The organism is Chenggangzhangella methanolivorans (assembly GCF_019797865.1).
Lineage (GTDB): Bacteria > Pseudomonadota > Alphaproteobacteria > Rhizobiales > Methylopilaceae > Methylopila > Methylopila methanolivorans.
In genome coordinates this window covers 5,483,738-5,496,825 of sequence record NZ_CP081869.1, presented here as the reverse complement: position 1 = coordinate 5,496,825, position 13,088 = coordinate 5,483,738, and the positions used below count along the sequence as shown (strand labels likewise).

Below are 13,088 nucleotides of genomic sequence, written 5' to 3'. Positions count from 1 at the left end.
GTGCCAGAGCGTTGTATCGCGGTCGTCACGCGCCGCGTGCTTGTTTCCGACCCCAGACACGGCGAGGAGGTTTGGGCCCCTCGCAAATTTCAGTGCTCTCACAAAGCCGTCGAAGACGGGCTGTGCTCGCTACACCTCAAAAAAGCTGAAAGCCTCGGCTTCGCGCTCCTGTTCGGTCTCTCCTCAGCCTCCGCCGGGTTGAGCGTCGCGAAGGCCGCCTTGCTCCGGAAAATGCTGCGCGTCAGCCCTGCGGCGTCACGCGCCGGAGCGCCTCGAGCAGGGCCTTGAGTTCGGCGCTGAGAGGTTCGATCGCCGGCGCCCCAGCGCGGATGATCGCGCCAATGTCCTGCATCACGTGAAGGTCGATTTCGGTACGCATAACGCTGCTCCGCCGCCAGACCCCGAACACTTTTCAACAATGTGGGGGACGGGGCTTACCGTTTCGATAACCGTCGGCCGCGGCGATGGAGCGCGCGCCCTGCCACTGCGAGGGCGGACGAAGCGCTCGGCGGCAGAATCGGGAAAGCGTGCCTTTACGGACCGGCGGGCGCGGGCGGGCCGGCGTTCGGCGCTGCGTTCTGGGGCTGCGCGCCGCCGCCCTCGGGCGCGGCCTGTTGGGAGGGGGCCTGTTTGACCCCCTGGTTTCCGCCGGCTTCTCTCGGGTCCGAGACCTGCGGCGCGACGGGCATGGCGTCCTTCGGCATCGGAGCCGTCTGCGCGCCGCCGGACTGTTGTCGGTCGGCGTCCCTGGGCGGGGTGTTGGCGTCGCCCTCGGGCGGCTGGACGGCGTCGAACGTGCGTTTATCGCCCTCCGCGGCCTGAGCGGGGACGGCGCAAACGACGAAGACGGCGAGAAGTGCGAGAGCCAAGCGCATGGCAAAGGACTTAGACCGGCTCGCCGACCCGGCAAGTGGCCTCTCGCCGGACGCCGCGGATCGCAAACGCGTCGGCGGGCGACCGCCTGACCCCGGGCTTCCGGGAACGCGTAGGAAATCAATGCGTTGAAAAGGAAAATGGCGGAGACGGAGGGATTCGAACCCTCGAGACCCGTTTCCAGGTCTGCTCATTTAGCAAACGAGTGCCTTCAGCCTCTCGGCCACGTCTCCGGAGGTCGAGAGGGTACACGCGAGGCCGCGGGCGGTCAACAAGCGGGCGCTGCGAAAGCGCTGAGCGTCCGCAGGTTTTCTGCGCCTTCCGCCCGAGGTGCCGTCAGTGCGCCGTCGCGAGGTGCTGGCGGGCGGCGCGCTGGGCGTCGGCGATCTCGTCCGAGGTCATCTCGAGCGAGAGCTCGCGGCGCATGCGGGCGGCGTCCGCGACGCCCTCGCGGGCCGCGAGGTTGAACCACTTGTGGGCCGTGACGCGGTCGACCGGACGCTGCGCCCGATCGAGTACATGAGGCCGAGCTGGAGGTAGACCGCGCCGGAAGCGACCGCGCCCAGCGCGCCGCACTCAGCGGAAGACATGTCGAAACGAGCCATGCTTGATCCTGCCTGAATTCGTCTTGCGTCGGCTTTGTTCAGCGCCGGCGTTCTGAAGACGATAATCAGTCGAGCGCGCTACCATCCGCTTAAAAGTCGAGATAAATGCAAATTGAATCAAATGAAAATGCGATCTAAATTTAGGTCTCCGTTTACCGTCGGAATCCGAGAGCGCCAACGACTCCTGGATGAACGGCGCGACAGGGCGGCGTCGGCGCGTTGACCATCGGTCAACCACGTGCGGCGAAGGCGGGACGTCTTTCGGCGACTTTCCTGCGGGCCGGAGCGGGAGCATGATCCTCTTCGACGGCTCTTCGGGGCCGACAGCCGGCCGCAAGAGCCGGCGCATGAAGGGAGATCCGCCATGATCCGCGCAGCCGCGATCGCGCCAGCGCTCTGTCTCGCGCTCGGAGTCGGAACGGCGTCCGCCGATCCCGCCGGGGTCTATACGACGCCGAAGGCCAAGGTCCGGGTCTCCGATTGCGGGTCCGGCCTCTGCGCCACCGTCATCTCGCTGAAGGAGCCCAACGACGAGAAGGGCCAGCCCAAGGTCGACAGGAACAATCCGGACGCAGCCAAGCAGACCCGCCCGATCGTCGGCGTCTCGGTGCTGAGCGGCATGAAGCCGAGCGGCGACGGATGGCAGGGACAGATCTACAACCCGGAAGACGGCCGCACATACAAGGCTTACATGACGGAAGAGGGCGCGCAGCTCACCGTCAAAGGCTGCGCGCTCGGCGGCCTTGTGTGCAAGACGCAGGTCTGGAAGCGGACTGATTTCGCTTGGAGACGTCTTCGTTTGTTCCTGCGCAAGCGGAGAGTTCGTTCCGGCCTCACATTATATTTTTTCGCAGAACGTTCGGGAGCTTGCGCGGCGCCGCGGCGTTGTGTGTCCGAATGGCTTCAGTCGAGGCCAGCCCGCTTCGCCGTCCGGGCTCAAGTCTTCACGGCGGGCGTCAGGAAAGGACGACAATGCGCAAGATCATGACCATCGCTCTCTCGGGCGCGCTCGCGGCCGTCACCTTCGCGCCGCTCGCGAACGCCCAGTCGGGCTACGACACCAACACCAATCGCGGCGGCGCGACCTCGGGCAGCGGCGAAGCGCGGCCCGACGCGACCACCGGCACGACCGGCGGCGCGCCTGCGGCGTCCAGCATGAAGGCCGCGCCGACGCAGGGCAGCACGTCCGGCAGCGGCATGTCGCGGCCTGACGCCTCGTCCGCGAGCTCGAGCGGCGCGCCGGAGGCTTCGAGCCCGAAGAAGGCGACGGGCACGCAGAACCAGTAACGGTCAGAGGCCGTCAGACAAACGAAAGGCCCGCGCGGGAGACCGGCGGGCCTTTTTGTTTGGCGCTGAGCTTGTGGACCGATCGATCAGAGCCGGCGTCCGAGGACGACGCCGGCGATGGTCGCGATCAGCACCATGTTGAGCGCCCGCTTGCGCTTGGAGCCGGGCGGTGGCGGAGGCGCGTCGTCGACCGCCACGTCGTCGGCTGTCATTCTCATGGCCGCGGCGCGGCGGGGCCGCGCGGCGCGCGCCTCGCTAAACGCCGCGCCGGCCGCCCCCACTTCGGCGCGGACGCGGTCGAAGATCGGCGCCGGCCGTTTGGGCCTCGGGTTCCAGCTGCCGATCAGCGCGATCAGTCCGGCAACGACCAGCAGGCCCGCGCCCACCGCCGCCGCCGCGCCCGCGGCGCCGAGGCGAGGCTCGAGATAGATGATCCCCGCCGCCGTCAGCGCGCCGAGGCCGAGCAGGCCGATGAGCCCCGCGATCGCGAAGGCGACCGCGAGACGCTTCATGCGGCCGATGCGGCGGCCGATGTCGAAGGTCGCGAAACCCAGGCCCGCCTGCATCAGCAGGCGGAGCATCAGCGGCGGCTCCGGCCGAGCGCGCCGACCACGTAGCCGACGCCGAGCGCGATCAGCACCGAGGTCAGCGGGTTCTCGACGATGGTCTCGCTGAGGTCCTCGGCGGCGTTCGACACCGTCTCTTTCGCGGTGTCGACGCCCTCGCGGGCCGCGTTGCGGGCGGCGGCCGTGCTGTCGGCGAGCAGCGTCTGAAGCGTGTCGGTGAGCCGCGCGACGTCGTCCTTCAGCGTGGCGATGTCGGCGTCGAGCGTCGAGGGCGCGTCGTCGCCGGGGATCGTGTCGGCCATGAAAGTCTCCTGTGGTGGACCGCGCGGACCGCGCGAGGATTCGGCGAGGACGGGAAACCCCCGTCCTTCATGAGCCGGAACGCCCGCCGGATCGCGGACGTTCCGGGGCGAACGTCGTCAGGCGCGGCGGGCGCGCTGGCCGAACAGCACCGCCTGGGCGGCCTTGTCGCTGGCGAGATCGGCCTTCGGCTGATCCACCTCCACTTTCAGGCCGCGCGCGACCGCGGGCCGGGCGAGCATCGCGTCGAGCCAGCGCTTCACGTTCGGCATGTCCTCGATCGCCTGGCCCTGCTTGTCCCAGAGCTTGGCCCAGCCGACGCAGGCGATGTCGGCGATGGAATAGTCGCCGCAGATGTACTCGCGCCCCTCGAGCCGGTCGTTCAGAACGCCGTAGAGGCGGTTCGCCTCGTTCACGTAGCGGTCGATCGCGTAAGGGATCTTTTCGGGCGCGTAGTTCCGGAAATGATGCACCTGGCCGAGCATCGGCCCGAAGCCGCCCATCTGCCAGAACAGCCACTCGTCGACTTCCGTGCGGCCTCGCTCGTCGGCGGGATAGAGCTTGCCGGTCTTGCGGCCGAGATATTGCAGGATCGCGCCGGATTCGAAGATCGAGATGGGCTCGCCGCCCGGCCCGTCGGGATCGACGATCGCCGGCATCTTGTTGTTGGGCGAGATCTTCAGGAAGTCGGGCTGGAACTGGTCCCCCTTGCCGATGTTCACGGGAACGATCCGGTAGGGCAGGCCGAGCTCCTCGAGCGCGATCGTGATCTTCCAGCCGTTCGGTGTCGGCCAGTAATAGAGGTCGATGGGGTTTTGGGCGGCTTCCGCCATGACGCGACGCTCCTCGCTTCGTTGGCTCCGAAGCTAGACAGCGAAGGCGCGGAGACAAGGCGGTCGGCCAACACGCCGCAACGAATGACGCCGCAGTGGGTCTGGCGTGGACATCTCCGTCGTGCCCGCGCGGCAGCGCGGGCATCCACCACTTACTGGGATCGTAAAGCTCTACGTCGAAGTCGTGGATACCCGGCTTCGCCGGGCATGACGGCGAGGATCGAGCGCCTCTCCGATCACCTCGGCCGTTCCGCAAATCCCTTGAACAGGATCGGGCCGGTGGGCTTGCCGGTCGGCGAGCCGCCGGAGGGTTCCAGCGTGATCTCGTAGAGCTGCTGCGGCTTCGGCGCAGGCAGCGACACCGGCTGAAGACGCGCCGAGCCATCGTCTGCGAGGAGGCCGAGCGACACCGGGCCGGTTTCGCGGTCGGGCAGGGTCCAGACCTGCATGATGCGGTCGGACGGCACGCTGACGTCGGAGAGCGGCGCGACATAGGACGAGCCGTCGGCGAACACCTCGACGATCGCGCCGGGACGGTTGTCGGAGGTGAGCAGAACGGCGATGACCTGCGGCGTCCGCTGGGCCTCTCGATAGGCGGCGCCCGCGAGGATCGCTAGCGCGACGCTTGCGGCCGCGCCTGCGAGCGCCGCTCCGCGCAGAGCTGTGACGTCGCTCCAGAGGCGCGAGAACAGCGAGGGCTTCCGCTCGAGAGCCGCCGCCGGGGTGGGCGAGGGCGTCTCGATGCCCGCCTCGATGCGCGCCCACAGACCGTCGGACGGCGCTTGAGGAGAGGCGGCGTCGTCGAGCTCGATGAGCCGGCCGCGCCAGTCCGCGACGGCTGCGGCGAGAACCGGGTCGCGCGCCGCGCGCCGCTCGACGTCGAGAGCCGCGACCGGATCCATCAGGCCGAGCGCATATTCGCCAGCGAGGGCGCGGATCTCGTCCGGGCTCACGACATGCACTCCCGAAGCGAGAGCAGCGAGCGGCGGATCCAGGCCTTCACCGTGCCGAGCGGGGTCCCGAGCCGCCCGGCGATCTCGCCATGGGTCAGTCCCTGCACATAGGCGAGCAGCACCGCGCGGCGGCGCTGGGGCTCAAGTCGGCCGAGGCAGCGGCGCAGCGCGCTCGCCTCGGCGAGGCGCTCATAGGCGTCGTCGATTTCTCCGTCGCGCGCGGCGGCGGCTTCCAGCGCCTCGTCCTCGACCGGCACGTGGCGATCGTCGCGCAGTTGGTTGAGGGCGCGGTTGCGCACGATCGCGAAAATCCACGCGCGGCCGGCTCCAAGCGCCGGATCGAAGCTGCCGGCCTTGCGCCAGATCTGGACGAAGGCGTCCTGCAGCACCTCTTCGGCGAGGTCGCGGCGGCGCACGATCCGAAGCGCCACGGCCAGCAGCTTCGGGCTTTCGCGATCGTAGATGGCGCGCAGCGCGGACCGATCTCCCTGCGCGCAGGCGGCGAGCGCGGCGGCGTTCAGGTCTTCGGATGCGGACAGGGGAGGACTCATCGCTCTCACGCTATGGACGCATGCACGAACCGGTATCGACGTGCGGTCGTGGGCACCTTACCCGGCGAGCCGGCTTCCGGATGCACGAGCGCGCGAGCATCGCCGATCAACAAAATGGGATCAAACAGACTGCATCCATCCGCAGTCGCTCCCGTGTAGCGGCGTCAGCGTCGGGGAATCGGCGCGCCGTTCACACAAGGAGATCGTCATGACCTCATCGCTTCGCGCGCTCTTGCTCGCCGCCGCCACCCTGGGCTTCGCGGCCCCGGCCTCGGCCCAGATCATCGCGCTCGTCGGCGGCAAGTCCCTTGCGGTCGTCGATCCGGACAGCCTCAAGGTCGTCTCGAAGGCCGACATCACCGGCGCGTCCGACGTCGTCGGCATCGACGTGCGTCCCGCCGACGGCATGCTCTACGGCGTCACCGCCGGCGGCGACATCGTCACGATCGACGCCACGTCCGGAGCCGCCACCAAGAAGAGCACGCTGTCGGAGAAGATCCCCGCCGGCGCCAAGGTGACCGTGGACTTCAACCCGATGGCCGACCGCCTGCGCATCATGACCGACGGCGGCGTGAGCCTCCGCGTCAACGTCGACGACGGCAAGGCGACGGTCGACGGCTCCCACAAGTTCGCCGAGACCGACATGCACAAGGGCGAGAAGCCGAACGTGGTGGCGGGCGCCTACACCAACTCGGTCGTGGGCAAGAAGGCGGAGAAGACGGAGCTCTTCAACATCGACGCCACCATCCCGGCGCTCGTGAAGCAGGCTCCGCCGAACGACGGCGTGCTGAACGCGATCGGCAAGATCGGCGTGAAGATCTCTGGTCCGGCCGCCTTCGAGATCTCGTCCGGCGCCGACGGCAAGAACGCCGGCTGGCTGCTGACCGGCGGCGAGCTCTACTCCGTCGACCTCACCAGTGGCGCGACCAAGAAGGCCGGCGCGATCGAGGGCGCGGCCGAGGCGACCGACATCGCTTGGAAGCCCGCCTCGTAACGACTTCCGCCCGACGTCAACGACGACTTGCGGACGGCCCTGGCCAGGGCCGTCCGCCTCGCCATGCGGGCGCGATCCCCAACAAACTCCTGAAAGGGTTCCCCAAGTCGATTAAGCTAGGCTATTGAGCGGTGGCCAATTTTCTATGATGCGGCGCAAGCCGGCGGATGAATCATGCTCGACAAGCTCGATTTCCTTCTCGCGCTCGCCAAGGAGCGCCATTTCGGGCGGGCGGCCGAGGATTGCGGCGTCACCCAGCCGACCCTCTCCGCAGGCGTGAAGCAACTCGAGGACATGCTGGGCGTGCGGCTCGTCGAGCGCGGCTCGCGGTTTCACGGTTTTACGCCCGAGGGCGAGCGCACGCTCGAATGGGCGCGGCGCATCGTCGGCGACGCCCGCGCCATGCGCCAGGACATCGACGCGCTGAAGCGCGGCGTCGTCGGGCACTTGCGGATCGCCTGCATCCCGACCGCGCTGCCGCTGGTCGCGCAATTGACGACGCCGTTCCGCGCCCGCCATCCGGACGTCCGCTTCACGGTGCTGTCCTCGACCTCGCTCGGCATCGGCATCGCGCTCGACAATCTCGAGATCGACGCCGGCGTCACCTATCTCGACAACGAGCCTTTGGGCCGCGTCTCCGCGGTCCCGATCTGGCGCGAGGGCTATCGTCTGCTCACCTCGGCGGACGGCGAACTCGGCTTCCGCGAGACCGTGACTTGGCGCGACGTCGGCCGGGTGCCGCTCTGCCTTCTGACCCCCGACATGCAGAACCGCCGCATCGTCGAGGGCCTGCTGCGCGAGGCAGGGTCAGCGCCGTCGCCGACGCTCGAATCGAACTCGACCGTCGCTCTGTTCGCCCATGTGCGCACCGGCGCCTGGGCGAGCGTGCTGCCCCAGACATTCGCCGAGACGATGGGGTTGCCCGCCAACGTCCGATCGATTCCGATCGTCGAGCCGGAAGTGGTGCATACGGTCGGCCTCGTGGTGCCCCATCGGGATCCCATGACTCCGGCCACCAAGGCATTGGTTTCGGAAGCGAAATCGCTGGCCGCGCGGCTGGAGACACAGAGTTCGGCGTCCGGCGGCCATTGATAGAATTGTTCTATTGCGCCACGGCGATGCGCCATTGATTTGGAGATAAGGTCGGCTCACTCTCTGGGATAAGAAAAACTATAAGACTGCGATATCCCGGAGGAATGCTAGCCATGAGCACCGGCTACGCCGTAAGCGGCGGTGCAAGAGGGCGGTACGAGGCATGGACGCCCAACCGCGGCACTGAAATCATTTCCGACCATCTCGCGATGGAAGGCGCCACGCTGCCCATCCTGCACGCGATGCAGGAGGCCTTCGGCTACGTGCCGCAGGACGCCGTTCCGCTGATCGCCGACGCGCTGAACCTGTCGCGCGCGGAAGTCCATGGCACGATGACGTTCTACCACGACTTCCGGCACGAGCCGGCGGGCAAGCACGTCGTGAAGGTCTGCGTGGCGGAAGCCTGTCAGGCGGCGGGCGGCCACGTCACCTCCGAGAAGGTCTCGAAGGCGCTCGACTGCGCCTTTGGCGAGACCCGTCCCGACGGCCAGGTGACGCTCGAGCCGATCTACTGCCTCGGCCTTTGCTCCTGCGCGCCCTCCGCCATGGTCGACGGTCGGCTGATCGGCCGGCTCGACGACGAGGAGATCGAAGAGATCGCCGCGGAGTGCCGGGCATGAGCGCGTTCAAGCTTTACGTTCCCGGCGACGCCGCGGCGGTGGCTCTCGGCGCCGACCGCGTCGCGAAGGCGTTCGAAAAAGCCTTCGCCGAGAAGGGAATGGACGTCGAGATCGTCCGCAACGGTTCGCGCGGCATGCACTGGCTGGAGCCGTTGGTCGAAGCCGTGACGCCGCAGGGGCGCGTCGGCTATGGGCCGGTCAAGGCCAAGCACGTCGCCGGCCTCATCGACGCCGGCCTGTTCGAGGGCGGCGAGCATGAGCTGCGTCTCGGCGACGTCGAAAAGATCCCGTTCTTCGCGCGCCAGCAGCGCTTCACCTTCGCGCGCGTCGGTCTCGTCGACCCGGCTTCGCTCGAGGATTACGTGGCGCATGACGGCTACAAGGGCCTGAAGCGCGCCGTCGAGCTCGGCGGTCCGGCGACTGTCGAAGAAGTGTTCGAATCCGGGCTTCGCGGCCGCGGCGGCGCAGGCTTCCCGACCGGCATCAAGTGGCGCACCGTCGCCCAGTGCCCCCCGGGCCAGAAATACATCGTCTGCAACGCCGACGAGGGCGACAGCGGCACCTTCGCCGACCGGATGATCATGGAGGGCGACCCCTTCACGCTCATCGAGGGCATGACGATCGCGGGCCTCGCGGTCGGGGCGACCAAGGGTTACGTCTACTGCCGATCCGAATATCCTCACGCCATCAAGGCGATGAACGTCGCAATTAAGGCAGCGCGCAAGGCGGGTTATCTCGGGAAGCAGATCGCTGGCTCCGACTATGACTTCGACATGGAGGTCCGCGAGGGCGCGGGCGCCTATGTCTGCGGGGAAGAAACCTCGCTGCTCGAGAGCATCGAAGGCAAGCGCGGTCTCGTGCGCGCCAAGCCGCCGCTGCCGGCCCACAAGGGCCTGTTCGGCAAGCCGACCGTGATCAACAACGTGATCTCGCTCTGCTCGGTGCCCTTCATCCTCGCGAACGGCGCCAAGGCCTACGCCGACGTCGGCTTCGGCCGCTCGCGCGGCACCATGCCGATCCAGCTCGCCGGCAACGTGAAGTACGGCGGCCTCTATGAGATCGCCTTCGGGGTGACGCTGCGGGAGTTGGTCGAGGACGTCGCGGGCGGCACCTTCACGGGCAAGCCGATCCGCGCCTGCCAGGTCGGCGGCCCGCTCGGCGCCTATCTGCCCGAGCACCAGTTCGACACGCCGTTCGACTACGAGGCCTTCACCAAGATCGACGCGCTCATCGGGCACGGCGGCGTGGTGATTTTCGACGAGGACGTCGACATGGCCCGCATGGCGCTTCGCCATGGAGTTCTGCGCGGTCGAAAGCTGCGGGGAAATGCACGCCCTGCCGAATTGGATCCACCCGCGGGGTGGAGACGTTGGACAAGGTGATCGCGAACAAGGATCGCGAACGGAATCTGCAGGTCGTCGAAGACCTCTGCCACACGATGAAGCTCGGCTCGCTGTGCGCTCTGGGCGGCTTCACTCCCTATCCCGTCCTGAGCGCCATCAAACACTTCCCCGAAGATTTCGGACGGGGCCACCTGTCCGTCGCGGCGGAGTGAGGAGAAAGCACATGGCTCTCATCCAGGAAATCGACTACGGCACGCCCGCTTCGAAAGCGGAGAAGCGCGTCACGCTGACCATCGACGGCCAGAAGGTCTCGGTGCCGGAAGGCACCTCGATCATGCGCGCCGCGATGGAGCTCAACAACGAGATCCCGAAGCTCTGCGCCACCGACTCGGTCGAGGCCTACGGCTCCTGCCGCCTGTGCCTCGTCGAGATCGAGGGCCGCAACGGCACGCCGGCCTCCTGCACCACGCCGGTCGCCGACGGCATCGTGGTCAAGACCCAGACCCCGCGGCTGAAGCAGCTGCGCAAGGGCGTCATGGAGCTCTACATCTCCGACCACCCGCTCGACTGCCTGACCTGCTCGGCCAACGGCGACTGCGAGCTGCAGGACATGGCGGGCGTCGTGGGCCTGCGCGAAGTTCGCTACGGCTACGAAGGCGACAACCACATCGTCTCCAAGAAGGACGAGTCGAACCCTTACTTCACCTATGATCCGGCCAAGTGCATCGTCTGCTCGCGCTGCGTCCGCGCCTGCGAAGAGGTGCAGGGCACCTTCGGCTGACGATCTCGGGCCGCGGCTTCGAGAGCCGCGTGTCGCCGGGCATGGACGAACCGTTCCTGACCTCCGAATGCGTGTCCTGCGGCGCCTGCGTGCAGGCCTGCCCGACCGCGACGCTGATGGAGAAGTCCGTCACCGAGATCGGCACGCCCGAGCATTCGGTCGTCACCACCTGCGCCTATTGCGGCGTGGGCTGCACCTTCAAGGCCGAGATGCGCGGCGACGAGCTCGTGCGCATGGTGCCGTGGAAGGACGGCAAGGCGAACCACGGCCATTCCTGCGTGAAAGGCCGCTTCGCCTACGGATACGCCACCCACAAGGAGCGCATCCTCAAGCCGATGATCCGCTCCAACATCAGCGATCCGTGGCGTGAGGTCTCCTGGGAGGAGGCGATCGAGTATTCCGCCTCCGAGATGAAGCGCATTCAGGCGAAATACGGCCGCTCCTCGATCGGCGGCATCACCTCGTCGCGCTGCACCAACGAAGAGACCTACCTCGTCCAGAAGCTGGTCCGCGCCGGCTTCGGCACCAACAACGTCGACACCTGCGCTCGCGTCTGCCACTCGCCGACCGGCTATGGCCTGAAGACCGCGTTCGGCACCTCGGCCGGCACGCAGGACTTCGACTCGGTCGAGCAGTCCGACGTCATTCTCGTGATCGGCTGCAATCCGACCGACGGCCACCCGGTGTTCGGCAGCCGCATGAAGAAGCGTCTGCGCCAGGGCGCCAAGCTCATCGTGATCGATCCGCGCCGGATCGACCTCGTGAAGAGCCCGCACATCCGCGCCGACTATCACCTGCCGCTGAAGCCCGGCACCAACGTCGCGATGGTGACGGCCCTCGCGCACGTCATCGTCACTGAGGGCCTGATCGACGAGAAGTTCGTCCAGGAGCAGGGCGACCTCGAGACCTTCTACGCCTGGGCCGAGTTCGTGGCGCAGGACCGGAATTCTCCGGAAGCGACCGAGCTCGTCACCGGCGTGCCCGCGAACCTCGTGCGCGACGCCGCCCGGCTCTACGCCACCGGCGGCAACGCGGCGATCTATTACGGCCTCGGCGTCACCGAGCATTCCCAGGGCTCGACCACGGTTCTGGGCATCGCCAACCTCGCCATGGCGACCGGCAACATCGGCCGCGAAGGCGTGGGCGTGAACCCGCTGCGCGGGCAGAACAACGTGCAGGGTTCGTGCGACATGGGCTCGTTCCCGCACGAGTTCCCGGGTTATCGCCACGTCTCCGACGACGCCACCCGCGAGATGTTCGAGCAGCTCTGGGGCGTCCCGCTCGACAGCGAGCCCGGCCTGCGCATCCCGAACATGCTCGACGCGGCGATGGACGGCACCTTCAAGGGCCTCTACGTGCAGGGCGAGGACATCGCGCAGTCCGACCCTGACGCCAAGCACGTCATCGGCGGCCTCAAGGCGATGGAATGCGTCATCGTGCAGGACCTGTTCCTGAACGAGACCGCCAACTACGCCCATGTGTTCCTGCCGGGCTGCTCCTTCCTCGAGAAGGACGGCACCTTCACCAACGCCGAGCGCCGCATCCAGCTCGTCCGCAAGGTGATGGCGCCCAAGAACGGCTACGCCGACTGGGAGGTCACGCTCCTGCTCGCCAAGGCCATGGGCTACGAGATGACCTACGAGCATCCCTCGCAGATCATGGACGAGATCGCAGGCTCCACCCCGAGCTTCGCCGGCGTGTCCTTCGACCGGCTGGCGGAACTGGGTTCGATCCAGTGGCCCTGCAACGAGAAGGCGCCGGAAGGCACGCCCACGATGCACATCGGCGGCTTCGTGCGCGGCAAGGGCAACTTCGTCATCACCGAATATGTCGGCACCGACGAGAAAGTCGGCCCGCGCTTCCCGCTGCTGCTCACCACGGGCCGTATTCTCAGCCAGTACAATGTCGGCGCGCAGACCCGCCGCACCGAGAACTCGCGCTGGCACGAGGAGGATCGCCTCGAGATCCATCCCGTCGACAGGACCGCGGCGTGCGTGAAGGCGACTGGGTGACCCTGCGCAGCCGCGCGGGCGAGACCAGCCTGCGCGCGCTCATCACCGACCGCGTGGCTCCGGGCGTCGTCTACACGACGTTCCACCACCCGACGACGCAGGCCAACGTCATCACGACCGACTTCTCCGACTGGGCGACCAACTGCCCGGAGTACAAGGTCACGGCCGTGCAGGTGGCGCCGTCCAACGGTCCGTCGGCCTGGCAGCAGGAATACGAGGAGCACTCGCAGCTCTCGCGCCGCATCACGGCGCAGGCCGCGGAGTAAGCCTGACAAGCG

The 13,088-nt window shown here is 67.6% G+C and carries 13 protein-coding genes, 1 tRNA gene and 2 pseudogenes; 7 read left to right on the top strand and 9 right to left on the bottom strand.

What is annotated here, in order from left to right:
• Positions 1-241: 241 nt before the first annotated feature.
• From K6K41_RS28940 to K6K41_RS28925, 4 genes are all read right to left on the bottom strand, one after another.
• The gene (locus K6K41_RS28940; protein ID WP_261403386.1) at positions 242-379 is read right to left on the bottom strand and encodes a hypothetical protein; all 138 of its coding nucleotides are present in this window, start codon (positions 377-379) and stop codon (positions 242-244) included.
• 154 nt (positions 380-533) lie between these two features.
• Entirely contained in the window at positions 534-869 is a 336-nt protein-coding gene (locus K6K41_RS28935; protein WP_261403385.1) for a hypothetical protein, read from the bottom strand.
• Between the two features lie 145 nt (positions 870-1,014).
• Positions 1,015-1,106: transfer RNA gene (locus tag K6K41_RS28930), tRNA-Ser, on the bottom strand.
• A gap of 103 nt (positions 1,107-1,209) precedes the next feature.
• A complete protein-coding gene (locus K6K41_RS28925; protein WP_261403384.1) occupies positions 1,210-1,449 on the bottom strand; it encodes a hypothetical protein in 240 nt (79 codons plus the stop codon).
• Between the two features lie 393 nt (positions 1,450-1,842).
• On the opposite strand from K6K41_RS28925, the gene K6K41_RS28920 reads away from it, so the two are divergent.
• On the top strand, positions 1,843-2,466 hold the full coding sequence (locus K6K41_RS28920; protein WP_261403383.1) for a DUF2147 domain-containing protein: 624 nt from the start codon (positions 1,843-1,845) through the stop codon (positions 2,464-2,466).
• The gene (locus K6K41_RS28915; protein ID WP_261403382.1) at positions 2,463-2,765 is read left to right on the top strand and encodes a hypothetical protein; all 303 of its coding nucleotides are present in this window, start codon (positions 2,463-2,465) and stop codon (positions 2,763-2,765) included. The genes K6K41_RS28920 and K6K41_RS28915 overlap by 4 nt, the downstream gene beginning before the upstream one ends.
• Positions 2,766-2,851: 86 nt before the next feature.
• Here the strand turns inward: K6K41_RS28915 and K6K41_RS28910 are convergent, their stop codons facing one another.
• The 5 genes from K6K41_RS28910 to K6K41_RS28890 form a co-directional block, all read right to left on the bottom strand.
• Complete coding sequence (locus tag K6K41_RS28910; RefSeq protein WP_261403381.1) at positions 2,852-3,346, bottom strand: phage holin family protein; 495 nt, start codon at positions 3,344-3,346, stop codon at positions 2,852-2,854.
• Positions 3,346-3,633, bottom strand: a complete 288-nt coding sequence (locus tag K6K41_RS28905) for an ElaB/YgaM/YqjD family protein (RefSeq protein WP_261403380.1) — start codon at positions 3,631-3,633, stop codon at positions 3,346-3,348. Before K6K41_RS28905 ends, K6K41_RS28910 begins: the two co-directional genes overlap by 1 nt.
• A 117-nt stretch (positions 3,634-3,750) precedes the next feature.
• Positions 3,751-4,464, bottom strand: a complete 714-nt coding sequence (locus K6K41_RS28900) for a glutathione S-transferase N-terminal domain-containing protein (protein ID WP_261403379.1) — start codon at positions 4,462-4,464, stop codon at positions 3,751-3,753.
• Between the two features lie 236 nt (positions 4,465-4,700).
• Positions 4,701-5,417 (bottom strand): anti-sigma factor, encoded by a 717-nt coding sequence (locus K6K41_RS28895; RefSeq protein WP_261403378.1) that lies wholly within the window; start codon positions 5,415-5,417, stop codon positions 4,701-4,703.
• On the bottom strand, positions 5,414-5,968 hold the full coding sequence (locus K6K41_RS28890; RefSeq protein WP_261403377.1) for a sigma-70 family RNA polymerase sigma factor: 555 nt from the start codon (positions 5,966-5,968) through the stop codon (positions 5,414-5,416). The genes K6K41_RS28895 and K6K41_RS28890 overlap by 4 nt, the downstream gene beginning before the upstream one ends.
• 208 nt (positions 5,969-6,176) lie before the next feature.
• Between K6K41_RS28890 and K6K41_RS28885 the strand changes: the two genes are divergently transcribed.
• The 5 genes and pseudogenes from K6K41_RS28885 (at position 6,177) to fdhF (ending at position 13,076) form a co-directional block, all read left to right on the top strand.
• On the top strand, positions 6,177-6,962 hold the full coding sequence (locus tag K6K41_RS28885) for a DUF4394 domain-containing protein (RefSeq protein WP_261403376.1): 786 nt from the start codon (positions 6,177-6,179) through the stop codon (positions 6,960-6,962).
• A gap of 174 nt (positions 6,963-7,136) precedes the next feature.
• On the top strand, positions 7,137-8,054 hold the full coding sequence (locus K6K41_RS28880) for a LysR family transcriptional regulator (RefSeq protein WP_261403375.1): 918 nt from the start codon (positions 7,137-7,139) through the stop codon (positions 8,052-8,054).
• A gap of 113 nt (positions 8,055-8,167) precedes the next feature.
• A complete protein-coding gene (locus K6K41_RS28875) occupies positions 8,168-8,674 on the top strand; it encodes a formate dehydrogenase subunit gamma (RefSeq protein WP_261403374.1) in 507 nt (168 codons plus the stop codon).
• Positions 8,671-10,229 (top strand): annotated as a pseudogene (locus tag K6K41_RS28870) (formate dehydrogenase beta subunit). Before K6K41_RS28875 ends, K6K41_RS28870 begins: the two are co-directional and overlap by 4 nt.
• A gap of 11 nt (positions 10,230-10,240) precedes the next feature.
• Positions 10,241-13,076 (top strand): annotated as a pseudogene (fdhF, locus tag K6K41_RS28865) (formate dehydrogenase subunit alpha).
• Positions 13,077-13,088: the final 12 nt, after the last annotated feature.

Coding starts and splice junctions, on each gene's coding strand:
- K6K41_RS28940 (WP_261403386.1), bottom strand. CDS start 379: ATGCGTACCGAAATCGACCTTCACGTGATGCAGGACATTGGCGCGATC.
- K6K41_RS28920 (WP_261403383.1), top strand. CDS start 1,843: ATGATCCGCGCAGCCGCGATCGCGCCAGCGCTCTGTCTCGCGCTCGGA.
- K6K41_RS28915 (WP_261403382.1), top strand. CDS start 2,463: ATGACCATCGCTCTCTCGGGCGCGCTCGCGGCCGTCACCTTCGCGCCG.
- K6K41_RS28910 (WP_261403381.1), bottom strand. CDS start 3,346: ATGCTCCGCCTGCTGATGCAGGCGGGCCTGGGTTTCGCGACCTTCGAC.
- K6K41_RS28905 (WP_261403380.1), bottom strand. CDS start 3,633: ATGGCCGACACGATCCCCGGCGACGACGCGCCCTCGACGCTCGACGCC.
- K6K41_RS28900 (WP_261403379.1), bottom strand. CDS start 4,464: ATGGCGGAAGCCGCCCAAAACCCCATCGACCTCTATTACTGGCCGACA.
- K6K41_RS28890 (WP_261403377.1), bottom strand. CDS start 5,968: ATGAGTCCTCCCCTGTCCGCATCCGAAGACCTGAACGCCGCCGCGCTC.
- K6K41_RS28885 (WP_261403376.1), top strand. CDS start 6,177: ATGACCTCATCGCTTCGCGCGCTCTTGCTCGCCGCCGCCACCCTGGGC.
- K6K41_RS28880 (WP_261403375.1), top strand. CDS start 7,137: ATGCTCGACAAGCTCGATTTCCTTCTCGCGCTCGCCAAGGAGCGCCAT.
- K6K41_RS28875 (WP_261403374.1), top strand. CDS start 8,168: ATGAGCACCGGCTACGCCGTAAGCGGCGGTGCAAGAGGGCGGTACGAG.